This window comes from Mesorhizobium sp. M8A.F.Ca.ET.057.01.1.1, from assembly GCF_003952565.1.
Classification (GTDB): domain Bacteria; phylum Pseudomonadota; class Alphaproteobacteria; order Rhizobiales; family Rhizobiaceae; genus Mesorhizobium.
Genome location: NZ_CP034454.1, coordinates 4,600,486 through 4,626,471, shown reverse-complemented (window position 1 = coordinate 4,626,471; position 25,986 = coordinate 4,600,486). Strand labels below are relative to the sequence as shown.

The 25,986-nt window shown below is 59.0% G+C and carries 23 protein-coding genes and 2 pseudogenes; 20 read left to right on the top strand and 5 right to left on the bottom strand.

What is annotated here, in order from left to right; all coding sequences use genetic code 11:
* Nucleotides 1-86: 86 nt before the first annotated feature.
* A complete protein-coding gene (locus EJ077_RS22105; RefSeq protein ID WP_208696242.1) occupies nt 87-431 on the bottom strand; it encodes a VOC family protein in 345 nt (114 codons plus the stop codon).
* Between the two features lie 226 nt (nt 432-657).
* Here EJ077_RS22105 and ppdK point away from each other — a divergent pair, with 226 nt between their 5' ends.
* The 3 genes from ppdK to EJ077_RS22090 all read left to right on the top strand — a co-directional run bounded on the left by ppdK (nt 658) and on the right by EJ077_RS22090 (nt 5,456).
* The gene (gene ppdK, locus EJ077_RS22100; protein WP_208696239.1) at nt 658-3,336 is read left to right on the top strand and encodes a pyruvate, phosphate dikinase; all 2,679 of its coding nucleotides are present in this window, start codon (nt 658-660) and stop codon (nt 3,334-3,336) included.
* 119 nt (nt 3,337-3,455) lie between these two features.
* Complete coding sequence (locus EJ077_RS22095; RefSeq protein WP_208696237.1) at nt 3,456-4,559, top strand: glycosyltransferase family 9 protein; 1,104 nt, start codon at nt 3,456-3,458, stop codon at nt 4,557-4,559.
* Between the two features lie 156 nt (nt 4,560-4,715).
* Nucleotides 4,716-5,456 carry a polysaccharide deacetylase family protein gene (locus EJ077_RS22090; RefSeq protein WP_208696235.1) on the top strand — a complete coding sequence of 247 codons (741 nt, stop codon included), beginning with the start codon at nt 4,716-4,718 and terminating at the stop codon, nt 5,454-5,456.
* 78 nt (nt 5,457-5,534) lie between these two features.
* Here EJ077_RS22090 and EJ077_RS22085 read toward each other — a convergent pair whose 3' ends face one another.
* Both EJ077_RS22085 and EJ077_RS22080 read right to left on the bottom strand, forming a co-directional pair.
* Nucleotides 5,535-5,924: a DUF427 domain-containing protein gene (locus EJ077_RS22085; RefSeq protein ID WP_208696233.1), complete on the bottom strand. Its 390-nt coding sequence runs from the start codon at nt 5,922-5,924 to the stop codon at nt 5,535-5,537.
* Between the two features lie 128 nt (nt 5,925-6,052).
* Nucleotides 6,053-6,406 carry a hypothetical protein gene (locus tag EJ077_RS22080; protein WP_208696231.1) on the bottom strand — a complete coding sequence of 118 codons (354 nt, stop codon included), beginning with the start codon at nt 6,404-6,406 and terminating at the stop codon, nt 6,053-6,055.
* A 333-nt stretch (nt 6,407-6,739) separates the two neighbouring features.
* On the opposite strand from EJ077_RS22080, the gene EJ077_RS22075 reads away from it, so the two are divergent.
* Both EJ077_RS22075 and EJ077_RS22070 read left to right on the top strand, forming a co-directional pair.
* On the top strand, nt 6,740-8,368 hold the full coding sequence (locus tag EJ077_RS22075) for a fatty-acid--CoA ligase (protein WP_208696229.1): 1,629 nt from the start codon (nt 6,740-6,742) through the stop codon (nt 8,366-8,368).
* Nucleotides 8,369-8,446: 78 nt separating this feature from the next.
* Entirely contained in the window at nt 8,447-9,232 is a 786-nt protein-coding gene (locus tag EJ077_RS22070) for a DUF1499 domain-containing protein (RefSeq protein ID WP_208696227.1), read from the top strand.
* Nucleotides 9,233-9,295: 63 nt separating this feature from the next.
* Here the strand turns inward: EJ077_RS22070 and EJ077_RS22065 are convergent, their stop codons facing one another.
* The gene (locus EJ077_RS22065) at nt 9,296-10,204 is read right to left on the bottom strand and encodes an MBL fold metallo-hydrolase (RefSeq protein ID WP_208696225.1); all 909 of its coding nucleotides are present in this window, start codon (nt 10,202-10,204) and stop codon (nt 9,296-9,298) included.
* 114 nt (nt 10,205-10,318) lie between these two features.
* On the opposite strand from EJ077_RS22065, the gene EJ077_RS22060 reads away from it, so the two are divergent.
* The 15 genes and pseudogenes from EJ077_RS22060 to EJ077_RS21995 all read left to right on the top strand — a co-directional run bounded on the left by EJ077_RS22060 (nt 10,319) and on the right by EJ077_RS21995 (nt 24,152).
* On the top strand, nt 10,319-10,909 hold the full coding sequence (locus EJ077_RS22060; protein WP_127281119.1) for a biotin transporter BioY: 591 nt from the start codon (nt 10,319-10,321) through the stop codon (nt 10,907-10,909).
* A 93-nt stretch (nt 10,910-11,002) separates the two neighbouring features.
* Nucleotides 11,003-12,026 (top strand): annotated as a pseudogene (locus EJ077_RS22055) (NAD-dependent epimerase).
* 107 nt (nt 12,027-12,133) lie between these two features.
* The gene (locus EJ077_RS22050) at nt 12,134-12,946 is read left to right on the top strand and encodes a class I SAM-dependent methyltransferase (RefSeq protein WP_208696223.1); all 813 of its coding nucleotides are present in this window, start codon (nt 12,134-12,136) and stop codon (nt 12,944-12,946) included.
* Between the two features lie 205 nt (nt 12,947-13,151).
* Complete coding sequence (rfbA, locus tag EJ077_RS22045; protein WP_208696221.1) at nt 13,152-14,033, top strand: glucose-1-phosphate thymidylyltransferase RfbA; 882 nt, start codon at nt 13,152-13,154, stop codon at nt 14,031-14,033.
* Nucleotides 14,034-14,588 (top strand): dTDP-4-dehydrorhamnose 3,5-epimerase, encoded by a 555-nt coding sequence (gene rfbC, locus EJ077_RS22040; RefSeq protein ID WP_208696219.1) that lies wholly within the window; start codon nt 14,034-14,036, stop codon nt 14,586-14,588. It begins immediately after the preceding gene.
* 29 nt (nt 14,589-14,617) lie between these two features.
* The gene (gene rfbB, locus EJ077_RS22035; protein ID WP_208703087.1) at nt 14,618-15,688 is read left to right on the top strand and encodes a dTDP-glucose 4,6-dehydratase; all 1,071 of its coding nucleotides are present in this window, start codon (nt 14,618-14,620) and stop codon (nt 15,686-15,688) included.
* A complete protein-coding gene (rfbD, locus tag EJ077_RS22030) occupies nt 15,685-16,593 on the top strand; it encodes a dTDP-4-dehydrorhamnose reductase (RefSeq protein ID WP_208696216.1) in 909 nt (302 codons plus the stop codon). Before rfbB ends, rfbD begins: the two co-directional genes overlap by 4 nt.
* Nucleotides 16,590-17,432: a sulfotransferase family protein gene (locus EJ077_RS22025; protein ID WP_208696214.1), complete on the top strand. Its 843-nt coding sequence runs from the start codon at nt 16,590-16,592 to the stop codon at nt 17,430-17,432. Before rfbD ends, EJ077_RS22025 begins: the two co-directional genes overlap by 4 nt.
* Nucleotides 17,381-17,650: a hypothetical protein gene (locus EJ077_RS22020; RefSeq protein ID WP_208696212.1), complete on the top strand. Its 270-nt coding sequence runs from the start codon at nt 17,381-17,383 to the stop codon at nt 17,648-17,650. Before EJ077_RS22025 ends, EJ077_RS22020 begins: the two co-directional genes overlap by 52 nt.
* Nucleotides 17,651-17,682: 32 nt before the next feature.
* Nucleotides 17,683-19,229, top strand: a pseudogene (locus EJ077_RS22015) (glycoside hydrolase family 99-like domain-containing protein).
* Entirely contained in the window at nt 19,222-20,907 is a 1,686-nt protein-coding gene (locus EJ077_RS22010) for a rhamnan synthesis F family protein (RefSeq protein ID WP_208696210.1), read from the top strand. Before EJ077_RS22015 ends, EJ077_RS22010 begins: the two are co-directional and overlap by 8 nt.
* Before the next feature lie 23 nt (nt 20,908-20,930).
* Nucleotides 20,931-21,872, top strand: a complete 942-nt coding sequence (locus EJ077_RS22005) for a methyltransferase domain-containing protein (RefSeq protein ID WP_208696208.1) — start codon at nt 20,931-20,933, stop codon at nt 21,870-21,872.
* A 9-nt stretch (nt 21,873-21,881) separates the two neighbouring features.
* On the top strand, nt 21,882-22,097 hold the full coding sequence (locus EJ077_RS32885; protein ID WP_416859530.1) for an ABC transporter permease: 216 nt from the start codon (nt 21,882-21,884) through the stop codon (nt 22,095-22,097).
* Complete coding sequence (locus EJ077_RS22000) at nt 22,052-22,660, top strand: ABC transporter permease (protein WP_210212131.1); 609 nt, start codon at nt 22,052-22,054, stop codon at nt 22,658-22,660. Before EJ077_RS32885 ends, EJ077_RS22000 begins: the two co-directional genes overlap by 46 nt.
* Nucleotides 22,650-24,152 carry an ABC transporter ATP-binding protein gene (locus EJ077_RS21995; protein ID WP_208696206.1) on the top strand — a complete coding sequence of 501 codons (1,503 nt, stop codon included), beginning with the start codon at nt 22,650-22,652 and terminating at the stop codon, nt 24,150-24,152. Before EJ077_RS22000 ends, EJ077_RS21995 begins: the two co-directional genes overlap by 11 nt.
* Here EJ077_RS21995 and EJ077_RS21990 read toward each other — a convergent pair.
* On the bottom strand, nt 24,049-25,842 hold the full coding sequence (locus EJ077_RS21990) for a capsular polysaccharide synthesis protein (protein ID WP_208696204.1): 1,794 nt from the start codon (nt 25,840-25,842) through the stop codon (nt 24,049-24,051). The genes EJ077_RS21995 and EJ077_RS21990 overlap by 104 nt on opposite strands.
* Nucleotides 25,843-25,986: the final 144 nt, after the last annotated feature.

The window sequence follows — 25,986 nt, the reverse complement described above, 5'->3', positions numbered from 1 at the left end:
AGCCGAAAAGCACAATGCTTATGAGCGACCGCGAAGGCACTCGCCTGACCAGCAGTGCGATTGCCTCCAGACGATCCACAAACGGACTATAAGGACCACGCGGCCAACTCGTTGCCGGCTGGGTCGACGAAGTGGAAGCGTCGGCCGCCAGGGAACGGGAATATAGGCTTGACGATCGTTCCGCCGGCGCTTTCGACCGCGCGAAGGGTTTCTTCCAGATTTTCACTATAAAGCACAGGCAGCGGCTTGGCCGGCGCTTCCCTTGCATCAGCCTGAAAACCTCCTTCCAGCCCCTCGGCAAAGACCGAATAGGTTGGTCCATAGTCAGTGAACGACCAGCCAAAGGCAGCACTGTAGAAGCCTTTCAGCCGGTCCAGCGTGCCGCCGGTCGCCGGCATTTCCAGATAGTCCAGTTTTCCAGGCTGTTTCATGGGACACCTCTTTGTTCCCTTTATGTTCTAGGCGTCGAACCGTGAGGTGGCAAGTCTTTTTGACGCATCCGGGGGGATGGCTTTTTCTTAATCGATTGTAGCGACCCGACGGCTTTGCCCGGCGCTTGCCTTTCGCACTGCAGCATCATATCGCTCCAAAATCGGACACGGGCGGAGCTTTCCGTTTCGCCAATCTTTCCAATCTCCTGCAACCGGAGAGCAAAGCATGACCAAATGGGTTTTCACCTTTGGCGATGGTGCGGCGGAAGGCCGTGCCGGCGACAAGAATCTGCTGGGCGGCAAGGGCGCCAATCTGGCCGAGATGTGCAGCCTGGGCCTGCCGGTGCCGCCGGGCTTTACGATCACCACCGAGGTCTGCAATGCCTACTATGCCAATGGCCGTACCTACCCGGCAGGATTGGAAGCCGACGTCGCTGTCGCGCTAGACCATATCGGCCGGCTGACCGGCCGGCGGTTCGGCGACCCTTCGAAGCTGCTCCTGGTTTCGGTGCGTTCCGGCGCCCGGGCGTCGATGCCCGGCATGATGGACACCGTGCTCAATCTCGGATTGAACGACGAGACGGTCGAGGCACTGGCCTCCGATTCCGGCGATGCGCGCTTTGCCTATGACAGCTACCGCCGTTTCATCCAGATGTATTCCGATGTCGTCATGGGCCTCGATCACGAGGTGTTCGAGGAAATCCTGGAAGACCAGAAAGCCAGCCTCGGCCATGAGCTCGACACAGAGCTGACGGCCATCGAATGGCAAGGCGTCATCGCGCTCTACAAGGCCAAGGTCGAGGAAGAGCTGGGCAAGCCGTTCCCGCAGGATCCGCACGAGCAGCTCTGGGGCGCGATCGGCGCTGTGTTTTCGAGCTGGATGAACAACCGCGCCATCACCTACCGGCGCCTGCACGATATTCCCGAAAGCTGGGGCACGGCGGTCAATGTTCAGGCCATGGTGTTCGGCAATATGGGCGAAACCTCGGCCACCGGCGTTGCCTTCACCCGCAACCCGTCGACCGGCGAAAAGCAGCTCTATGGCGAGTTCCTGGTCAACGCGCAGGGCGAGGATGTCGTTGCCGGCATCCGCACGCCGCAGAACATCACCGAGGCGGCGCGCATCGCGGCGGGGTCCGACAAGCCGTCACTGCAGAAGCTGATGCCGGACGCCTTCCAGTCGTTCGTCACCATTTCCGACAGCCTGGAAAAGCACTATCGCGACATGCAGGATCTCGAATTCACCATCGAGCGCGGCAAGTTGTGGATGTTGCAGACCCGTTCCGGCAAGCGTACCGCCAAGGCGGCGCTCAGGATCGCCGTCGAGATGGCCAGGGACAGACTGATCACCAAGGAGGAAGCGGTCGCGCGCATCGATCCGGCTTCGCTTGATCAGTTACTGCACCCGACCATCGACCCAAAAGCCGCGCGCGACGTCATTGGCGTCGGCCTGCCGGCGTCTCCCGGGGCCGCCACCGGTGAGATCGTCTTTTCCTCCGGCGATGCCGAGGACCTGAAGACGCAAGGGCGCAAGGCGATCCTGGTGCGCGTAGAGACCAGTCCGGAAGATATCCATGGCATGCACGCGGCCGAAGGCATCCTGACCACGCGCGGCGGCATGACCAGCCACGCGGCGGTGGTCGCGCGCGGGATGGGAAAGCCTTGCGTATCCGGCGCCGGCTCGCTGCGCGTCGACTACAGGGCCGGCACGCTGCTCTCGATGGGCCAGACCTTCCGCAAGGGCGACATCATCACTATCGACGGCGGTAACGGCCAGGTGCTCAAGGGCGCCGTGGCGATGCTGCAGCCGGAATTGTCAGGCGATTTCGCGGCCATCATGGAGTGGGCGGACGCGGTTCGCCGCATGAAGGTGCGCACCAATGCCGAAACGCCGCTCGATGCCCGCATGGCGCGCTCCTTCGGCGCCGAAGGCATCGGGCTTTGCCGGACCGAACACATGTTCTTCGATGGCGCGCGCATCGTCGCCATGCGCGAGATGATCCTGGCCGACACCGAGAAGGACCGGCGCGCCGCGCTGGCCAAGCTTCTGCCCATGCAGCGCTCGGATTTTCTGGAACTGTTCGAAATCATGGCCGGCCTGCCGGTGACGATCCGCCTGCTCGATCCGCCGCTGCACGAATTCCTGCCCAAGACCGAGGCCGAACTCGCCGAGGTTGCGGCCGCCATGAACGTGTCGCCCGACAAGCTCAGGCAGCGCACCGAGGCGCTGCACGAATTCAACCCGATGCTCGGCCATCGCGGCTGCCGGCTCGCCGTCTCTTACCCGGAGATCGCCGAGATGCAGGCGCGCGCCATTTTCGAGGCGGCCGTCGAGGCCGGCAAGAAAGCCGGCGCGCTGGTGGTGCCCGAGATCATGGTGCCTCTGGTCGGCCTGGTGAAGGAACTCGACTATGTGAAGGCGCGCATCGATGCGGTCGCCAAGAGCGTCATGGACGAAAGCGGCGTCAAGATCGATTACCTCACTGGAACCATGATCGAGCTCCCCCGCGCGGCGATCCGCGCCCATGTCATCGCCGAGTCGGCCGAGTTCTTCTCCTTCGGCACCAACGACCTCACCCAGACCACCTTCGGCATCTCGCGCGACGATGCGGCTTCCTTCCTGGAAACCTACCGCCAGAAGGGCATTATCGAGCAGGATCCGTTCGTCTCGCTCGACATTGACGGTGTCGGTGAACTGGTACGCATGGCGGCGCAAAAGGGCAGGGCGACGCGGCCCGGCATCAAGCTTGGCATTTGCGGCGAGCATGGCGGTGATCCCTCGTCGATCCGCTTCTGCGAGGAGGTCGGGCTCGACTACGTCTCCTGCTCACCCTACCGCGTGCCGATCGCCAGACTGGCGGCTGCGCAGGCCGCGGTGCAGGCAGCGAAGACGGGGCGTGGATAGACTGGTATGAAGCTTACGGTTTTGTAGGAAAAAGCACGTGAACGTGCTGGCGACATCGCGTAATCTCGGCACTGTTCTCGACCAATTTACGGATGACCGCCAATTGCTTCCGGAAACCGATGTTGCAGATATCACCAGCTCCGTTCCGCTCGATCCTGATCATTCAAACGAAGTTCGTAGGCGATATCATCCTCGCCTCGACACTCGCCAGGAACCTGCAGCTCGAATTCCCCGGCGCCAGGATCGTGTTCCTCTGCGAAGCGCATTTCGAGAGCTTCGTGGTTTCGCATGGCATCGCTTCCGAGGTGGTTGCGTTCAGGCGGGCCAGCATGCGGGGTACCCTACTGCAACGCGCAAAAGAGCTCTATGCCGTGGTGCGGGCGCTGCGTGGCTTTCGCTTCGACCTGACGATCGACCTGACCGATTCCAAGACCTCTCGGCTTATCAGCGGGTTCGTCAACGCTAGGACGCGCGTCGGCTACAATCCTTCCGAGAGGCCGCTGAAGCTGTTGGAGCGGCAGCCCGCCAATGTGTTTGCCAAGCCATACGGGTTTGGTGGCCAGCATTTTGTCTATCGCTATCTCTCCCCTCTCGAAGCGCTCGGCATCGATCTACGCGCCACGGTACCGAGCATCCAGCCGCTGCCGTTCGAGGCCGAGAAAGCCTTGGCGCTCCTGGGCAGGCACGATATCCGCCCGAACGCCTTCATCGCCGTGCATGCAGGCGCGAGTTTCAAGGGCCGGCAATGGCAGCCGGAACGGTTCGCCGAGGCGATTGACGAGATCGCGGCCGAAACCGGACTGGGCGTCGTCCTGGTCGGAGGGCCAGACGAACGTGAAACCGCCGCGCGGATCGTTGCCGGGACGGCGACGCCGGTGGTCGACCTGGTTGGAGCGCTGTCGCTCGAGAGCCTGCTGGCGGTCCTGGAACAGGCCCGGCTGTTTCTGGGCAACGAAAGTGGCCCGATGCACATGGCCGCTGCCGCGGGTACCCCGGTTGTCGGCCTTTTCGGCCTGACCAATCCGTTGCGCTGGGGACCTGTCGGCGTGCCCAGCATCGCGCTTCGGCCGTCAACGCCATGTGATTGCGTCGCCAAGGACCTGTGCCGCCGGACCGACCCCAGCAAGGCGTGCTGCGTCTGGCGCCTGGAGGTGAAGCCGGTCGTCGAAGCGGCGCGCGAGGTTCTCGCGCGCACCGAGATGAAACAGGAACGCGCTGTCTGAGCGGCGATCGATCGGCAAGGCTTCCGTCCAACAACTCGTTCTCGGTCGGTCAAATTGCCGCGCCAGGCGTTTTTCTGCTATCCATCGTCCCGATTTCCGCCTTCAAGCGGGTTTTGGGTTACCGGCTTGAAATCGCCGGTCGGGAATTCGGGTTTGATGCGTCTGCTACAAAAAAATCTCTGCATGATCGCCATGTCGATGGCGGTGCTATCCAGCGCCCATGCCGCGCCGCTGGTCGAACCCACGCTGCACATCAAGCCGGCTGCAAGCGGAACCGGTCGTGTCGCGCTAACGCTCGATGCCTGCGGCGGCAAGACCGACTCGCGCATTCTCTCGGCGCTGGTGGACAACAGGATACCGGCCACCATTTTCGTCACCGGCATCTGGCTGAAGCGCAACACCGAGGCCGTAGCGATCATGCGGGCGCATCCGGACCTGTTCGAATTGGAAAATCACGGCGGCCGCCATGTTCCGGCGGTCGACACGCCACAAAAAATCTATGGCATACGCAGCGCCGGCAGTCCCGAAGCGGTAGCGGCCGAGGTCGAGTCGGGCGCCGCCGCACTCGCCAGGACCGGCGAGCCGGCGCCGAAATGGTTCCGCGGCGCAACCGCCGAATACAGCCCCTCGGCCATCGCAATGATCCGCAAGCTCGGCTTCAAGATCGCCGGCTTCTCGATCAATGGCGATGGCGGCTCGCTACTCGGCGCCAAGGAGACGGCCAAGCGTATCGCCGCAGCCAAGGATGGCGACGTCATCATCGCTCATATCAACCAGCCGACCCATGCCGCAGGCGAGGGCGTTGTCCAGGGCCTGCTGGCGCTCAAGGACAAGGGCATGACCTTCGTGCGGCTCGACGACGCCGACGGGACGGGCAATCACGGCACCACCGAGTAGAGCGGTTCAAAACCGATCTAACGACTCGGGCGTGACCTGAACCTCAATGCACTATCAAGTGCCTTCGGGCTGACGCTTTTAGTCCGGCGTGGCTTCGATGGTGACCTTGCTGGCGTAGAACGCGCCGTGGTCGCGGATGTCGGTCATCTCGTCGAACGGCTGGCGGTAGGCCCACATCGCATCCTTGCCCGCTTCGCCCGCCGGCAGCACGCTCCAATAGCTGGCGTCACCCTTGTAGGGGCAGTGGGTCGAGTGGTTCGTTCGGCTGAGCTTGTCAAAATCGATGTCGGCGAACGGAATGTAGAAGGCGGCGGGGTAGGGGGCCTCCGTCAGCACCTTCGCCTTCGCGGACGAAGCGATGACCGTATCCCCAGCGCGGACCGTGACGGTGCCGGAATAGGGCTCTATCGTGATGATCTTGTCGGGATTGCGCTGGAAGCCGGGTGCCGGGTTGGCGATCTTGTCCATGCTGGTTCCTTCTTGCCCCGACCTTAAGTGTGGTCGACGGCCGGATTGCGCAAGCCCGCAGTCACAAACAAAATAAACGCCATGCGCTCGTGCGTGGCGCAAGCTAGCCTTCGCGTGACCGCGGAAGTTCAGGCGGCGGTTTTGAAGGCGTCCATCAGCCCGGCATAGGCGGCCGCGATGCCCGCCACCGGGTTGCTGCTTCTCGAAATGGTCTCGACTTTCAGCGCCCCGCCGCCGGTTGGCAAGGTGAGCAGCAGGAACTGGCGATTGCCGCCATCGCCGACGGATGCCGCCGCGACGTGCTGGCCTTCCCCTTCGTTCTGGACGCACATCTTGAACAGCAGTGTGCCGCCGACCGCTTCGAGCGCGCCGCCGACAACTTCGACGAACTCGTCTTCGGAAACAGTGTTTTCGTCCGGCACCAGATCGGCCAGACCTTCGGCAAGCGTACTCTCGAGAACCTTATCGTCGAGCGCGTCCATGCGAACCTCTTTCAGTCGCCAATCGCACCCCTTTGCCCGTTAACGGAACTTAACGCCGACGATGGCCGGATTGTGGCGATTTTTGCGGTCGGTCCGATCACGAGAGTTTGCGCCGATGTAACGTATTTGAAGCCCCTGCCATTCGAATGGCGGCAGGACCAGCCAAAAGGAATCAAAAAAGCGTCCCGATTCAATCGTTTGCCAATACAGGTCGAACTCCGACTTTCGTCCGCTGCGCTCCTGGGTGGCTGGACAATTCGCCGGTTCGCTTCACAATGCGATCAAAAGTGCGAAGCGAAAAGCTCGAGGGAAAAGCGTGAGGGAGGGAACGGCATGCTGGGATTGATGCAGGAATGGCCGCTGCTGTGCCACAAGCTGATCGACAACGCTGAACGGCAACATGGTGTGCGCGAGATCGTGTCGCGTTCGATCGAGGGGCCGATCGTGCGCACCACCTACGCCGACATCCATCGTCGTTCCCTCAAGGTCGCCCAGCGCTTGGAGCGCGACGGTTTTGCCTTGGGCGACCGCATCGCGACGCTGGCCTGGAACACCGCCCGCCACATCGAGGCCTGGTATGGCATCATGGGCATCGGCGCTATCTACCACACCCTCAATCCGCGCCTGTTTCCCGAACAGATCGCCTGGATCATGAACCACGCCGAGGACAAGGCCGTCTTCGTCGACCTCACTTTCATCTCGTTGCTCGAGAAGATCGCTGGTGCCGTCAAATCGCTGAAGAAGGTGATCGTGCTCACCGACAAGGCGCACATGCCGCAAACGACCTTGCCCGGTGTCGTAGCCTACGAGGACTGGCTCGATGAGGTCGATGGCGACTTCGCCTGGAAGAGCTTCGACGAAGGCACCGCCGCCGGCATGTGCTATACGTCCGGCACGACGGGTGACCCGAAGGGCGTCGTCTACAGCCATCGCTCGAACGTGCTTCATGCCATGATCGCGGCCATGCCCGATGCCATGGGACTGTCGGCGCGCGACACGATCCTGCCGGTGGTGCCAATGTTCCACGCCAATGCCTGGGGCCTTGCCCAGAGCGGCCCGATGATGGGCTCCAAGCTGGTCATGCCTGGCTGCAAGATGGACGGTGCCTCGATCTATGAGTTGCTTGACCAGGAGAAGGTGACATTCAGCGCCGCCGTGCCGACCGTGTGGATGATGTTGCTCCAATATCTGGAGGAGACCGGCAAGACACTTCCCCATCTCAACAAGGTCGTGATCGGCGGCTCGTCGTGCCCGCGCGCGATCATGACGAAATTCCAGAACAATTATGGTGTCCAGGTCATCCACGCCTGGGGCATGACCGAAATGTCGCCGCTCGGCACGCTGTGCACCTTGAAGCCGGACTATGCGGGCCTTGACGGCGAGGCTCGGCTCGACGTCCAGAGCAAGCAGGGTTACCCGCCCTTCGGCGTCGAAATGAAGGTGACCGACGACGACGACAACGCGCAGCCCTGGGACGGCAAGACGTTTGGCCGGCTCAAGGTACGCGGTCCGGCAGTCGCCCGCGTCTATTATGGCGGTGTGGGCGCGGAGCAGTTCGATGAGGATGGCTGGTTCGATACCGGAGACGTCGCTCATATCGATACCGGGGGCTATATGCAGATCACCGACCGCGCCAAGGACGTCATCAAGTCCGGCGGCGAATGGATTTCGACCATCGACCTGGAGAATCTGGCCGTTGGTCATCCCGATGTAGCGGAAGCGGCGGCCATCGGCGTCCAGCATTCGAAATGGGGCGAGCGGCCCTTGCTGGTCGTCGTCGCCAAGCCGGGCAGGGAACCGACCAAGGCCGAGATTCTCGATTTCATGGATGGCAAGGTGGCCAAATGGTGGATGCCGGACGACGTCGCCTTCGTCGGTGAGATACCGCACACCGCCACCGGCAAGATCCAGAAGATCACCTTGCGTCAGCAGTTCAGAGACTATCGCTTGCCGACGGATTGAGGGGATGTTGCGTGTTTCGGCTTCAAGCCGCCGCAAAAAGGCACTAAACCTCCGTCCGGGTTGGGGCAGCAGAGAATAATGGTTAGCATTCCCGAACGGCAAACGTCGAAGGCTGCCGGCTGGTCGCGGCGCACGGCCGCCTTTTCGGCGGTACTTTTGCTGACGAACTTCGTCGGCCATCGCTTCGGCCTCGTTCAAACGCCGGTGTTCCTGTGGGTGTTGGGCATTGTCGCCCTGCTGGCGGCGCTGGCGCTGTTGTTTGCTGGTCTGGCCTTTGCGAGGCTGTGGAATTTTGGTGACCGTGGTGGCCGCGATCTCACCGTCGGCGCCTTGCTGGCGCTGCTGGTGCTCACCCCCTATGGCGTTGCCGCCTACTGGGCGACGATCTATCCGCCGCTGCGGGACATCTCGACCGATTTCGATGAACCGCCCGCGCTCGATGTCGGTGACCGGACCAAGGACATGAACGTGCTGTCCCCGCCGACGCCGGGTGAGCAGACGTTGCAGACCGACAGCTATCCATTGGTCACCGCACGCAGCTACGACCTGCCATTCGAGACCATCGTCAACGCCGTTGAAACCGTGCTTGACCGGCGCGGCTGGGACCTTTCGGAGCCTTATCCCGAGCTCGCCGGACAGACAGAGGTGACCATCACCGCCACTGCCACGAGCTTCGTTCTCGGCCTTCCCGCCGACGTCGCCATTCGCGTCACGGATGACGGCGACACGGTCATCGTCGACATGCGCTCGGCCTCGCGTTACGGCCGCCATGACCTTGGCGACAATGCCGCGCGCATCACCGATTTCCTGGCGGAACTGGATCAGGAAGTCGCCGGCCAGGTCGGCGCGGCCCCGGCCGAGTAGCCATTTCCGGGCGAATTCGCGCCTGCGACGACGGTAGGGTGAACGCTTGGGTGTGGGGCAGGCCTATCGGCCCGGCGTGAAAATGCCATTCATGGCTGGGGCGGCGTTTGTCGCCACCACGCCGCGCGCCACCAAATCCTCCAGATGGGCAAGCACCGACAGGCCGGCGGCGCCGTGCAGCCGGGGATCGGTGTCCCTGTAGATCGCCCTGACCATGTCTGGAATTGTCCTGTCGCCGGCTCTGATCCGCTCCAGTATGGCCCGTTCGCGCATCTTGCGATGCGTCTTCAGCCCGCGCATGAAAGCGCGCGGCGCTGTCACCGGTCCGCCATGGCCAGGCAGCAGCAGGCGATCTCCCCGCTCGATCAGCCGATCGAGCGATGCCATGTAATCGGCCATTGCCCCGTCCGGCGGCGCGACGATGGAGGTTGCCCAGCCCATGACATGATCGGCTGAAAACAGGATTCCGGTGCCTTCCAGCGCGAATGCCGCGTGATTGGCGGTGTGGCCGGGCGTCAGCACCGTTCGGATCGCCCAGCCGTCGCCGCTGACCAGTTCGCCGTCCGGCAACGCGATGTCGGGGATGAAAGCGGTGTCGGCGCTGGCGTCGAGCGCATTGGTTTCGCCGATATGCAAGGGCCTCGCCGGCCGGTGCGGTCCCTCCGCCAGCACCTGGGCGCCGGTGCGCTCCTTCAACCGGGCCGCCAGCGGGGAATGGTCGCGATGCGTGTGGCTGACGAAAATGTGGCTGACCGGCCGTCCGGCGATCACATCGAGCAAGGTCCGCAGATGCGCCTCGTCATCCGGCCCCGGATCGATCACCGCCAGCGTGTCGCGCCCCACGACATAGCTGTTGGTGCCATGAAAGGTGAAGGGACTGGGGTTGCGGGCCGTGACACGTTGCACGTCGGGGGCCACGTTTACGGCTTGGCCATAAGCGGGGTCGAAACTGGTATCGAATTTGAGAGCCATGTCGGCACATTGTTCCCAGAACGGCAAAACCGATTGCCGCATAGCACGCAAGCCAATATAGGAAAACGCAAGACCGTGATTGTTGTTCGCGGCAAGATTGAATTGGGGAAGACCATGACAACCGCAACGACGACGCGCCCGCTTGTTTTTCTGGCCTTGCCGCAAGACGGTGCCGCGCGGCTGGCGACGCAGTTTTTCCTGGCGATTGCCGGGACACTGCTGTTGACACTTTCGGCCAAGACCAGGGTAGTGCTCGGGCCTGTCGATATCTCAATGCAGACGCTCGCCGTCTTCCTGATCGCCGCCGCCTTCGGCATGCGGCTTGGCGTAGCCACTCTGCTGCTCTACATGGCGGAAGGCGCGATGGGCTTCCCAGTCTTCCAGGGCACGCCGGAAAAAGGCGTCGGCATCGCTTATATGCTCGGTTCGACCGGCGGCTATCTCGCCGGCTTCGTGGTCATGGCGGCGATTGTCGGCTGGGCCGCCGACCGCGGCTGGGACCGTCATCCGATCAAGCTTTTCAACGCCATGCTGGTTGCAGAAGTGGTGATGATGGCGATGGGTTTTGCCTGGCTGGCGCTGCTCATCGGCCCGGAAAAATCCTGGCAATTCGGCGTCGTGCCATTCATCGTCGGCGACCTGATCAAGGTAGCTCTCGCGGCCAGTCTCGTGCCGGCCGTCTGGTCATTGCTGAAGCGCTCCTGATTTGAGAGCATCGGCCCGGATCACTTCGGGCCGGAGCTTGACTGCGATGAGTTCGGGCCTGTTTCCCAGCCATGTCACGGACGGGCGTTTCTGATGAAGGTTCTGGTCACCGGCGCTGCCGGCTTCATAGGCTATCATGTCACCACGCGGCTCCTGGAGCGCGGTGACGAGGTTGTCGGCATCGACAGCATCAACGATTACTACGACCCTCAGATCAAACAGGCGCGGCTGCGGCTGCTGGCCAAGGCGAGCCACGGCACCAATGCCGGCTATCATTTCATCCATGGCAATCTCGCCGACCGCAGCGTGGTCGACGGCTGCTTTGCCGACCACGCCTTCGACCGGGTGATCCATCTCGCCGCTCAGGCAGGCGTCCGCTACAGCCTGGAAAACCCGCGCGCCTATGTCGAGAGCAACATCGTTGCCTTCACCAACATGCTCGAGGCCTGCCGCAGCAGCGGTGTCGGGCACCTGACCTATGCCAGCACCTCCAGTGTCTATGGCGCCAACACCGACATGCCGTTTTCCGAGCATCGCCCGGCAGACCATCCCCTGCAGTTCTACGCCGCCACCAAGCGCGCCAACGAACTGATGGCGCACAGCTACAGCCATCTGTTCGGCCTGCCCACCACGGGGCTGCGTTTCTTCACCGTGTACGGTCCCTGGGGCGCCCGGACATGGCTCTGTTCCTGTTCACCAGGAGCATCCTGGCCGGCGAGCCGATCAAGCTGTTCAACAACGGCAACCATACGCGCGACTTCACCTATGTCGAGGACATCGCCGAAGGTGTGATCCGCGCCAGCGACAGCCCCGCCGCGGCCAACCCGGCCTGGGATTCCAGCCATCCGGATTCGGCGACCAGCAGCGCGCCCTGGCGCATCTTCAACATCGGCAACAACAATCCGGTGAAGCTGACCGCATATGTCGAGGCGCTGGAAACCGCGCTTGGCCGCAAGGCCGTGATCGAGTTCCTGCCGCTGCAGGCAGGCGACGTGCCCGACACCTTCGCCGACACTTCGGCGCTGCAAGCGGCGGTCGGCTACCGCCCCCGGACCTCCGTCACGGAGGGGTAGGGCGGTTCGTCGAGTGGTACCTGGGTTATTTTGGGCAGCGTTGAGCGTGATGGACGCGCTCTTGGCCACGTAGAGACCGGCTCTAGGTCGAAAAAGACCAGGAACAAAAATATGTGCTAGTCTCCCAAGTCATCAGACGGTGGGGATTGCCATGTTGGAAACGGACAAACTGTTCGCCGGCTCGATTCCTGAAAACTACGACCGTTACATGGTGCCTTTGATTTTCGAGCCGTTCGCCGCCGATATCGCGCGCCGAGCCGCGGCCCTGTCGCCCGGCGCGGTCCTGGAAATCGCCGCGGGCACCGGGGTCGTCACCCGCGCATTGGCGCCAAGACTGTCCCCTGGCGCAAGCTATGTCGTGACCGACCTGAATCAGCCGATGCTCGACCACGCCGCCTCGCGACAGACACCCGACAGCCGCATCACATGGCGCCAGGCGGATGCGATGGCGCTGCCGTTCGAGGATGCGGCCTTCGATCTCGTCTGTTGTCAGTTCGGTGCGATGTTCTTTCCAAACCGCGCCTCCGCCTACCGCGAAGCCAGGCGGGTCCTGAAGCCGGGAGGCCGGTTCCTGTTCAACGTCTGGGATCGCATCGAGGAGAATGTGTTCGCCGATGACGTGACAAATGCCCTAGCGCGGATTTTTCCCGACGATCCGCCGCGCTTCCTGGCACGCACGCCGCATGGCTATCACGACAAGGCGCTGATCCGCCGCGATCTGGAGGACGCGGGTTTCTCCGATGTCGCGATCGAGACCAGAGCCGAACAAAGTCGCGCATCCTCGCCACGGCTTCCGGCCGTCGCTTATTGTCAGGGCACCGTCCTTCGCACCGAAATCGTGGCCAGGGACGCTGGAAAACTGGGCGCCGCGACCGACTACGCGGCATCCGCCATTGCCGACAGACATGGCAATGGCGAAGTTGCCGCCAAAATCCAGGCACATGTAATAATGGCTGCGGCCTGAATGTTGGAACGTCCACCCTGCGCAATGGCCGGCGCCCCGTCCTCGACAAGACAGAAAGTGCGATCAGCGGTCAGGCCTCGGCCTCGAAGGCCGGGTATCCACCATGGCCAACGCGTTTGTCGTGTGCCGCATTGACAAGCCAATGCATGAAACCTAAGCACAGGCACTCAGGGCCGGGGGGCTTTGGCATGTCGAGGAGAGCTTCTTGAAAGGAATTATCCTTGCTGGAGGCAGTGGAACGCGTCTTTATCCACTAACGTTAGCAGTCTCTAAGCAAATTCTTCCCATCTACGACAAGCCGATGATCTATTATCCGCTGAGCGTGCTGATGCTCGCGGGAATACGAGAGATTCTGATCATTTCGACGCCCCGTGATCTGCCGGCTTTTCGTGGTTTGCTCGGCGACGGGTCGGAGTTCGGGCTGGCGCTGTCTTACGCCGAGCAACCGCAGCCCAATGGCCTCGCGGAAGCCTTCATCATTGGCCGCGATTTCATCGGCAAGGACAGCGTGTCGATGATCCTAGGCGACAATATCTATTTTGGCGACGGGCTGTCGCAGCTTTGCCGCGTCGCGGCATCGCGCCAGAGGGGTGCCTCGGTGTTCGCCTATCATGTCGAGGATCCCGAACGCTATGGCGTGGTGTCTTTCGACAAGGCGACCGGAACCGCGCTGACGATCGAGGAAAAGCCGCAAAAGCCGAAGTCCAACTGGGCCGTCACCGGTCTCTATTTCTACGACAATGACGTCGTCGACATCGCCCCGACCATCCGTCCTTCGGCGCGTGGCGAGATCGAGATCACGGCGGTCAACAATGTCTATCTCGAGCGCGGCCAGCTCCACGTTCACCGGCTCGGACGCGGCTATGCCTGGCTCGACACCGGGACGCATGACAGCCTGCACGAAGCCTCGTCCTTCGTGCGCACGATCGAGCATCGCCAGGGCATCAAGGTCGCCTGCCCGGAGGAAATCGCCTTCGAACAGGGATGGCTGACGGCGGACATGGTGCTGGAGCGCGCAACCCGCCTGGGAAAGAACGAATACGCCGCCTATCTGCGCCGGCGTGTCGTCGATCTTTCGGAGGGTTAGATGCTGGAGGTGAAATCCCTGGGCATCGACGGGGTGCTGGAAATCATTCCGAAGCGCCATGGCGACGCGCGCGGTTTCTTCATGGAAACCTACAATGCCGAGCGCTTTTCTCAGGCCGGCATCGACCTGACTTTCGTCCAGGACAACCATTCCTATTCCGCCGCCCCGGGCGTCCTGCGCGGGCTTCACTACCAGCTTGCGCCGCGTGCCCAGGACAAGCTGCTGCGCGTTATCAGAGGCAGCATCTTCGACATCGCGGTCGATATCCGCCGCGCCTCGAAAACCTTCGGAAAATGGGTCGCCCTCGAAGTGTCGGCCGAAAAAGGCAACCAGATTCTGGTGCCAAAGGGTTTCGCGCACGGCTTCGTCACGCTCGTGCCCGACACCGAGGTGCTGTACAAGGTGACCGACACCTATTCGCCCGAGCATGACCGCTCGATCCGTTTCGACGATCCCGCCATCGGCATAGAATGGCCGTCGCTGGCCGGCGGGTTCCAGCTTTCGGACAAGGACCTCAAGGCGCCGACGCTGGCCGCGGCCGAGGTGTTCGCCTGATGGAGCATGTGGTGCATAAGGACGGCGGGATGAATTTTCTGGTGACGGGCGGTGCCGGCTTCATCGGTTCGGCGGTATGCCGGCATCTGTGCGCCAATCCGGCCTACCGGGTCACCAATCTCGACAAGCTGACCTATGCCGGCAACCTGGCCTCGCTGCGGCCGATCGAGAATGCCCACAATTACAGCTTCGCCCAGGCCGATATCTGTGACGAAAGGGCGGTGCTCGACATACTGCGCCGCGACGATATCGACATTGTCATGAACCTTGCCGCCGAAAGCCATGTCGACCGCTCGATCGATGGACCGGGCGCCTTCATCGAAACCAACATCGTCGGCACCTACAAGATCCTCAATGCCTCGCTCGAATACTGGCGCGGCCTGTCCGACGACAGGAAAAACCGCTTCCGCTTCCATCACGTCTCCACCGACGAGGTGTTCGGCGACCTGCCTTTCGACGGCGGCATGTTCGTCGAGGAGACGCCCTACGCGCCGTCCTCGCCCTATTCCGCTTCCAAAGCGGCTTCAGACCATCTGGTGCGCGCCTGGCACGAGACCTACGGCCTGCCGGTCGTGCTTTCCAACTGCTCCAACAATTACGGCCCCTATCATTTCCCCGAAAAGCTGATCCCGCTCGTCATCCTCAACGCGCTCGATGAAAAGCCGCTGCCGGTCTACGGCGCCGGCGCCAATGTGCGCGACTGGCTGTTCGTCGAGGATCACGCGCGTGCCCTGGAACTCGTCGCCACCAAGGGGCATCCTGGCGAGAGCTACAATGTCGGCGGCAATTCGGAACGCACCAACCTCGCCGTCGTCGAGACGATCTGCGACCTGCTCGACACCAGGCGTCCGCGCGCCGGCGGCAAGCGCTATCGCGAGCTGATCTCCTTCGTCACCGACCGTCCCGGCCACGACCGCCGCTATGCCATCGACGCCACCAAGATAAGCCGCGAACTTGGCTGGACGCCCAGGGAGAATTTCGACAGCGGCCTTGCCAGAACCGTGGACTGGTTCCTCGACAACAAATGGTGGTGGGGGCCGATCCGCGAACAGCGCTATGCCGGCGAAAGACTGGGCGAAGCGCGCAGGGTGGGCGCGTGAGGCTCCTCGTCACCGGACGCGACGGCCAGGTCGCGGCAAGCCTGCTCGAGGCCGGCCAGGCGCGCGCGGGCATCGAGGTCGTCGCCATAGGTCGCCCGGAACTCGACCTGACAAGGCCCGATACCGTAATCACCGCCATCACCGCCGCCAAGCCTGACATCGTCGTGTCGGCCGCCGCTTACACGGCCGTCGATCAGGCCGAGGACGAGCCCGATCTGGCCTTCGCGGTGAACGCGACGGGTGCGGGCAAGGTGGCCGAGGCCGCGGCGCGGCTCGCTGTTCCAATCATCCATCTTTCGACCGACTATGTCTTCGACGGCACCAAGGCCGACGCCTATGTCGAGACCGACTCGACGGCGCCGCTCGGCGTCTACGGTGCCTCCAAGCTCGCCGGCGAACAAGCGGTAGCGGCCGCCAATCCGCGCCACGTGATCCTGCGCACCGCCTGGGTCTACAGCCCGTTCGGAAAGAATTTCGTGAAAACCATGCTGAGGCTCGCCGCCGACCGCGACGAGATTTCGGTGGTATCAGATCAATGGGGAAATCCCACGTCGGCGCTCGATATCGCCGACGCGATCCTGCATGCGGCCGCCATGCTGCACCGCGACAAGGACCTCGCCGCGTTCGGCACCTATCATTTGGCCGGCACGGGCGAGACCAACTGGAGCGGCTTTGCCCGTCATATCCTCGACACAAGCTTGAAGTCTGGTGGTCCCTGGGCGCGGGTACGGGATATCACAACGATGGACTACCCGACCAAGGCGCGCCGCCCCGCCAATTCCCGGCTATCGAGCGCGAAATTCGCGGGCGTGTTCGCATGGACGGCGCCGGACTGGCGGGAGTCGACGGAAGAGGTGGTGCGCCGGCTGGTGGCGGGCGAGACGAGACAAGTATTGAGCGCATGAACAAGCATCCATCACCCGAAAATCTGCAAGGCGCGACGCCGGGCCCGCAGCCGGCCGAAGGCCGGCCGGCAAAAGCCCGCGCCAAGGCGAAGCCGGCGGCTGCAAAAGACCCCGCGACGAAGCGCACATGCATCATGGTGCTCGGCATGCACCGTTCGGGCACCAGCGCACTGACGAGGGCGATCAGCCTGCTCGGCGCCGAACTGCCGAAAAACATGCTTGGCGCCAATCCCTCGAACCCGGCTGGGCATTGGGAGCCGGAGCGCCTTATCGAACTGCACGATCAGATGTTGGCCGCGGCAGGAAGTAGCTGGGATGATTGGCGCGCCTTTGATCCAAGCGATTTGGGCGCGGCGCGCCTGCGTTTTTACAAAGCCGAAATAGCCCGATTGATTGACGAGGAATATGGCAGTGCGCCGCTGTTCGTCCTCAAGGAGCCCCGTATCTCGCGTTTCGTACCGCTTTACGCGGAAATCCTGAAGCGCATGCGCATCGACGCGCGGTACGTGCTGATCGAGCGCAATCCATTAGCCGTAATAGCCTCGCTGGCCAACCGGAACGGCTTTACGACCGGGTTTAGTTCTCTTCTCTGGTTGCGTCATGAACTCGAGGCTGAGTACGCAACGCGGGGCCAGCCACGTATTTTTTTATCCTACGAAAGCATGCTTGAAGATTGGCGCGAGGGTATCGAAAGGATCACCAATTCCTTCAAGATTGACTGGCCACGGCCAATGACACGTTGGCAAACGCTATTGTCGGAGCATTTTCGACAGATCATCAGCATTTCATGGCAAGCGCCGATTTGCTGGAAGCCGATCCGCGAGTTGTCGATTGGGTGAAGGAGGCATATGTCGCTCTAACGGCCTTGAGATTTGATGGCATGGCGGTGAAGGCGATCGAGAATCTCAACCGGATCAAAATAGAATTCGACGCCGTCTCTCCAATTTTTGGCGAGGCGTTCTTCCCTGAGATGGATGCGCGCCTTCGACTGTCACATCAGGAAAAATTGCTCAACAACAACTTGCTGAACAGTGTGTTGGCGAGATCGCCAAGCTGACATCGGAAGTTCGAGCAAAGGACGAGCAGTTGATGTCTGAACGGGCTGAATTGCAACAATTGAAAGAACTGGTCAGGGAAACATCGCAAAAGCTTCAGGCGGCTCAAAACGTCATTGATGATCAGAATGGCCAAATAGAGACTTTCCAGGCAGGGGGATGGGTGCTCGAAACTCAGTCTAACAGATTGTCTAGTTTCGCGCCGGACGCCAGTTCCAATTCACCGTCTTTTCAGGCCTTTTCAAGGAATCCAGAAGAGCAGGAAGTGGTAAACATCGTTGATGACGAAGCTAAGCTGATAGCGTTCTACCTTCCTCAGTTCCACCGGGTAAACGAGAATTCGGAATGGTGGGGGCCTGGTTTTACCGAATGGGCAAATGTTGCTCGCGCGACCCCAAATTTTATCGGCCACAATCAGCCAAAGATTCCCCGCGAGCTTGGGTACTACGACCTGACCCATCCTGAGACCATGGGGGAGCAGGTAGAAATAGCAAAATTGTATGGACTGCACGGGTTTTGTTTTATCATTACTGGTTTAGCGGAAGAAGGATTTTGGAAAAGCCCGTCGATATGTTCCTGAAGAGTGATGTCGATTTTAAATTTTGCCTGTGCTGGGCGAACGAGAATTGGACGCGCGCTTGGGATGGCGACACAAAGGACATCTTGCTCCAACAGAAATATGCAGAGGGAGACGCTGAATCGTTCATCGAAGGAATGCTGACCTATTTCAGCGACCACAGGTACATCAAGATAAACGGATCGCCGCTGTTAGTAGTCTATCGAGCGAAAGATATACCAGATCCTCGGCGTTGGTTTTCGATATGGCGAGATCGCGCCGTTGCCCACGGGTTTCCCGGCATCCACATCAGCGTGGTAGATTTTTACGACATATCTACACCCAATGAAGTCGGGGCTGACTCTCTAGTGGAATTTCCGCCCCATAAGTTCAACGGACCCCAGAATCACCCCTCCGAATTTCCTTCCATCACCAATCCGAATTTCTCCGGCGGCATAGTTGATTACCGTAAGATGATTGCTCAAAGTGCAAATCGTCCAAAAACCTCCTTCTCTATGTTTAGGGGTATTATTCCAAGCTGGGATAATACGGCTCGCCGACAAAACAATCCGACTGTAGTTATTAATTCCACTCCAAAGCTTTATGGCGAGTGGCTTCGTTTCCTTCGTTTTCAAGCCAAGAAAGATCATTCTGATCCGGATAGCCGCTTTATCTTCATAAATGCGTGGAATGAGTGGGGCGAGGGTTGCTACCTGGAACCTGACCAGCGATGGGGGCTCTCGTATCTGGAGGAGACGCTTCGCGGGAAGTATTTCAATGCCAGCAGTGAGCCGGCCGGGATTGATGCCGCTCGCTCGTTTTTGTTTGATCAGATCGTTGCGCAATCGGAGCATGAAGAACCTTCGAAGGGGGCGGTCCCGAAGGAGGCACTCGCAGCTATCGCTCCTCCAAGTCAAATGGCAGTAAAAACGTCGCTCGTCCTGCGTCGCTGGCCTATCTTGCATTCCGCTGCTGGATACGTTTACAGGCGTTGGCACCAGAAGGCGCGCAGCTACCATGGATAAAGTGGCTATTGTAGCTCATTTCGATCCAAATGCTTCTGTAGAAGCCAATTTCATAGACCTGCTGGTTTGTCTTTCGGAAGCTTTCGATCGTACCGTCTTGGTTACCACCAGCACAATCGATCCCGAGTTGGTGAAGGGGATTCCCAATCTTACGATAATAGCTCGTCCAAATTTTGGATATGATTTCTACAGCTATCGAGTCGGGCTGACGTTCGCGTTGGAAAAATGGGAGATTGGAAGTGCCTTGCTGGTAAATTCCAGCTTTGCGATCCTCTCGCTCGATACTTTCCGCAATACCCTAAGCAGAATGTTGGATCTGAGCGGTAGTCATGACGTCGTTGGTGCGACCGAGTCGTTTCAATTCTCCTGGCATGTGCAATCATATTTGGTGCTTTTGGCGTCAAGCATCCTAGGGCAGCCCTGGTTCCGGGCATTTCTAAACAGTGTAGAGCCAACGAACTCGAAATTTGATACGATCGCGAGGTTCGAGCTTGGTCTATCCATCGGACTGAAACAAAACAACGCTGACGTCACGACTCTGCTTCGGGCGGAGCAGCCCGAGAACGTCGGTGCCTATTGGAACTCGGACGGCGGGGACGATTATGGGGCCGCACCGGCTGTTACTTCCAACGCCGGCTCTCTGGAGCAGAAATTCAATCCCGTTCACCACCTGGCGGAGGGTGTGGCGCGCAAATTGGGTTACGTGAAGTTGGAAGTATTGAGAGACAATCCACATCAAATCGATCTCTCCTTTATTGACGAGCTTTGCGAGCCACTGCGCCTTAGCGCCATCCAGGAAATGGTTGATCGCAGTCGCCTTAGTTATGCCCGCGGAGCTGATAGTCTTTCCGCCCTTAAGTCGAATGGCGGGCCCATTCCGTCGTTCAAGCAAGCGAAGTGGCGCCAGACAAAGGCTGGGGAGGTCAACGTTGCAGTGATCTTACATCTGCATTACGTCGATATGATTTCCGATATCTATCGCTTGTTGCAGAATATTGTATTGCCATTCGATCTGCATGTTACGACTGCGTTTGAAGGCGATACCGGGGAGATTATTTCTGTTTTTGCTAGTTTGGCAGAGAGCGTAACGGTTTATTGTTCGGAGAACCGGGGGCGGGATATCGGTCCATTCATTTCGGTTTACCGAAGCGGCGCACTTGATCGATATGACGCTGTTCTAAAGATCCACTCCAAGAAAAGTACCTACAGCACCAACGGCTCTCTTTGGAGGGATCGCTTATATCGATCCGTTGCGGGCGACTCGCTAACAGCGTTGAGATCCGTGGATCTGATCAAGTCGGGCGAAGTCGGCATAGTCGGCCCGCACCGATACTATCTGACAAATGACCAGTTTTGGGGTGCGAACCGCGACGCGGTATATCAGTTGCTCAAAGAGATGATTGGTCTCGACCCGCAGGCGAATATGGAACTAGGCTTTTTTGCCGGGTCGATGTTCTGGTTCGCGCCACGAGCGCTCTCGGCTTTCAAGAGCATACCGGAGACGAGTCTCGCTTTCGAGGCAGAAAATGGTCAGCAGGACGGGACGCTCGCCCATGCGATCGAAAGAGTGTTTTGCTCAGTGGTACGAAGTCAAGGTTTCGCAGCTTCCAGTGTTCTTCTGCGGGGGATGGATATCCGAGGATATTCGTCGATCGATAACGACGTACCGGTATTATAACACATTTGTTGAGGCACCACAGAATGTTCGAAACCTCTATTCCGGCTACATTTGAGAATTTTGACGAGGATGGATATCTACAGGCCAATCCGGATGTTGCGGTTGCAGTTAAAGCGGGGCGCCTGACGAGTGGGCGATACCATTTCAAGATTATTGGCCACACAGAAAGTCGTCGGATTGTTCAGACAGTTGCAATTGTTGAAGCGAGAAAATCGAAGCTTTCTCGTATCATAAACTTGCTTAAGTGGGACGAGCCGCCTCCAAGGCTCTCCAACGGCGGCTTCAATTGTTTGCCGGATGATCTCGCAAAGATGGCCGGAGTTGTGCCGACGGATTCGATATCCCAGCACGACTATATCGATCTGATAAAGGAAAAAATCGAAAAAAATGGTGACAAGTTATTTCTCGATGCCGGAGCAGGTTTTAGGCCTGCATATTATGGGAACGTGGTAAATCTTGAGATTGTTCCCTACGCAACAACTGATGTTCTAGCTGTATTGGAAAAGATACCCTTCCAGGACGAGTCTTTCGACTACGTGATCTCTAACGCAGTATTGGAGCACGTGCGGGATCCATTCGCGGCTGCACGTGAAATGACGCGCGTCCTTAAACCCGGCGGTGAAATGTTCGTTCACGTCCCTTTCCTGCAACCATATCACGGATATCCGCATCATTACTACAATATGACGAAGGACGGGCTTCAAAGCCTTTTTGATCCAGGCATGGAGGTTTTAAGCCATACGGTGCCATTTTATTTTCACCCTGTCTGGGTTGCGAGTTGGTTCTTTAATTCATGGTCGAACGGTCTGTCGCCTAAAACAAAAGAGATTTTTGAAAGAATGACCGTAAAAGAACTTATGAGTTTCAACGTTAATGACATGGAGGAACCATTTGTTCGAGAGTTAAGTGAGAATAAACAATTTGAGCTGGCCTCGGGAACTTTTCTAATTGCTAGGAAGAGATGACGTGGGCTCATGACACTGATCTTGACACTCACTCGCCGCGAAATAGCCGGCCGCTATCGTGGCTCTGCGCTCGGTTTACTGTGGTCGCTCCTCAATCCGCTGTTTATGCTGGCTGTATACACGTTCGTATTCGGCGTGGTGATGAAATCACGCTGGATAACCCCGATCACCAGAGCGCAATGGATTCGACGGGTGAGTTTGCGGTCGTCTTGTTCTGCGGGTTGATCGTCTTCCAGTTTTTTGCCGAAGTGGTCACGCTGGCACCCGGGTTGATCGTTGCTAACGCCAACTACGTCAAAAAGATCGTGTTTCCGATTCAGATCCTGCCTTTGGTTTCTGCGGGCGCGGCGTTGTTTCATGCAGCAGTCAGTCTGCTGGTGCTGCTGGTCTTCGCGTTTATCGTTTTTGGCTATATTCCGGCTACAGTCGTTTTGGCGCCATTGGTTTTCGCGCCACTGATCGTCATGGTTCTCGGCATCGCCTGGATATTGGCGTCGATTGGCGTCTATTTCCGTGATATGAGCCAGATCGTAGCGCCTCTTGTGACCGCAACCATGTTCCTCTCGCCGGTATTCTTCCAGAGGACCTCGCTGCCCATATGGCTACAGCCATGGCTCTCACTGAATCCGCTAGCGATTCCCGTCGAGAGTTTCCGCGACGTAGTGCTTTTTGATATAGAGCCGGATTGGTTGGCGCTTGGCAGCTATTTGCTCGTGGCGATTGCGGTCGCGTTTCTCGGCTATCAGTTTTTCCAAAAGACACGCCGGGGATTTGCAGATGTCCTCTGACAAGATCGGTGCGTCGGACGTCGCTATTCGCGTGCGCGATGTGTCTAAACACTACGTTATGTTCAACCGCCCCGAGGATCGCTTCAAGCAGATGCTCGTGCCGCGGCTGGAGCGCCTGATCGGGCGTCCGCCACGCCGTTATTTCCGGGATTTCGCCGCCCTATCCGGAGTCTCCTTTGAGATAGGACGCGGCGAAACTATCGGTATCATCGGCCGTAATGGCTCCGGCAAATCGACGCTGCTGCAGATCATCTGTGGCACGCTGCAGGCAACCAGCGGGTCGGTAGAGGTCAATGGCCGCATCGCCGCCCTGCTGGAGCTTGGCGCTGGGTTCAATCCCGAATTCACCGGCCGCGAAAATGTCTTCCTAAACGCCTCGATCCTCGGCGTACCGCGCAAGGAAATGGAGTGGCGTTTCGACGACATAGCCCGTTTCGCTGACATCGGTCCGTTCCTCGATCAGCCGGTGAAGACTTATTCATCGGGTATGTATGTACGGTTGGCCTTCGCCACCGCAATCAATGTTGATCCCGACATCTTGGTGGTGGATGAGGCGCTCGCTGTGGGCGACGAGGCATTCCAGCGCAAATGTTTCGCCCGCATCGAGCAAATCAAGGACAAGGGCGGCACCATTCTTTTTGTCAGTCACGGTGCGTCGACCATCGTTCAGCTGTGCACGCGGGCGATGCTTATGGATGGAGGCGAACTTATCCTTGAAGGTCGGCCAAAAGCAGTGGTGGCGCAATATCAGCGGTTGGTCAGCGCCAGCACGGAGGTGGCGACAGAAATTCGCACCGGGATTAAGGCGCTCCGTGCCGTTTCGCCAGCCACCAGGGCAGCAGTTACTGACAATTTTGAGAACAAGCCGACCACCCCTGATCTTAAACGGGCCGCCGCTATAGAGCCGCCTGCCGCAGAAGCCTCCGATGCAATCGTCGCTTTACCGATCGAGGCCCAACCGACCGACACCGTCAGCCAGTATGCAGATTATCATGATCCCAACCTCAAGTCGAAGTCCGCAGTTTATCTCGAAGAACGGGGTGCCCGAATTCGAGACCTTCGCGTTCTGACTCTCAGCGGTGAGGGCGTGAATGTATTGCAGATGGGAAAGCGGTATGTCTTGGAATATACCGTGGATTTTTCTTCCGATGCAAGCGAGGTCGGCTTTGAGTTTCTGTTCAAAAATGTGACAGGCTTAGTGTTGGCGGGCTCGGATACGCACAGAGTAAAAGGAGAAAGAACCAGATTCGTCAGATCTGGTTTTGAAATGACAATAAGTTTTACCTTTAACTGTGTCATGTTGCCGGGAGTATATCTTGCAAGTGCCGGTGTGCGAGGTTTGGTCAACGACGAGTTGCGTATGCTTCACAAAATTATCGAAGGTATTCTCATCCGTGTCGCCAACGAGCCAGACCTTGCTGCAATCGGCTACGCCAACTTGGACGTAACGCCGCAGGTGGCGGTGTCGTCAGCAGAACTTCCAGAGCGTTGAGTGTCTCGACAGCTCTGGATTTGGTGTGTTCGATAACATCTAGAAGCAGGTCACGTTTGCCCCCCTCAATGAGGTTCAAGGCGGCGCCCGTGACTTCATCCTCCTTCGCGTGCTCAATCCGATAGACAAATGGCCATCCAGAGGTGGAAAGGAGGTTTGTCAGCTTCCCACCTCCACGAATTTGATCGATCGCGATGAAGGGAACCTCATTGCGCATCGCCAGAACTGCGCCATGAAAACGAGATGTGAGCACGAGATCGCAAGACGAGTATAGAGCCTCAATTTCGAAAGGTGCGCGACCAGAGCGGGTCAAGTGGTGTTCTATCTCAAGCGTTCTCACTTGATATTTTGTGGCCAAGCTATCGAGCACCCGAGCCGTAAGAGCGCTAGTGCGATCGTGAAGTGAGCTCTGGGGTCCATACTCACCTTGCTCGCCGCGGAGCACCAATCCGACAACAAGCGGTTCATTTGGTTCACGCGCTCGTTTTGGAGCGACCCGCGAAGGCGCGAGAATGGCGACGTCCTCAAAGCGCCGACCGCCTCCTTCCCTAGCCAACACGACGTCAAACGGCTGCACGTAGTTGATATGGTCTCGGTCAAAGAGGCTTATGCTGATCCCGATTTTTCTGATCGACGGAAATCGACGAATTATCGTCTCCACAATCGGATGATTTCTGATGACCGGGCCGCAAACAAAAACCAACGTGGCGTAGTCGCCCTCGGCGATTTCGTCTAGCGCCACCCTTTCGCCGGAAATTTCAATCGCGGTACTCGCTGTTAGATGCCTGAAATTCAACCCCAACGCCTTCATACGGGCAGCAACACTCTGCACTGCGAATAGGTCGCCGATAGTTCCATTGTCTTTCAGCGATCCATACCAGCACAAAAGGATAGGCGGCACTTTGGCCGCCGTGTCAGCGACTGTGGCATATCGGCCGCTCGGATGTGGCATGTAACGGCCGGATGGGTGCCGACCGAAGTTGCAAAGAAATTGGTAGATGCTTCCTTCGCGAACGGCACTGTGGTCAACTTTGTGCGTAAGCTTCAAGATCGGAATCTTGGCAAGAGATACGATCTCTCTGTCTTCTTCTGACATCGCGCCAAGCAATCGCGTCTCATAAGGTGCGAATATATGTGGGCCGCCCGCTGATATTTTCGGCACTTGGTCCCACAACACGCGAAATTTTCTGCTATTTTGATAAGCTTGGCCGAATAGGTGATGGAACCAGAAATAGTCCGGGTCATCTGCTCGGTTCTGCCAGTGTTGATGGACCAACCGGCGCCATTCATAAATAAGGTAGGAGGACTGGCTGGCAGCCAAAAACCATGAAGATAGCATTCGGGAAGGGGCGGGCCGCTCGAAGGCAAAGAAACCTTCTGACATGACGCTATCAAGCCACTCATCGAGAGGCTGCAGACAATAGCAGGTAGCGTCGACCCACACTCCGCCATATCTGCATAGAAGCTCGATACGCACGATATCACTATATGCCGCATCTGAAAGCGGTCTGGAGAGGATCGAATTTGGATCGCTAAGATCGGGCAAAAAGTCGGCCAAATTCCCTTTGGCCAGGATTTGGATCGTCCAGCCGGGATTCATTCTCTGCCAAGAGTTCACACATGCTTTCACGATCTGTGGCGCTGTTTCGATGCCTTGCAGCCACAGCATCCAGATAATTTTAGGTGGCATCGTTCATCCCGTTTGCGACACGCGGCTTTGGCTTGCCTTAGCAGCGTGCATCCTAGTGCTCAACCCCGACCCCGCGCAGTGCACGTTCCTCATTCTCTGCGATCCGGTAGGCAAATACACAGACAATGACTTGCGTGGGAATGC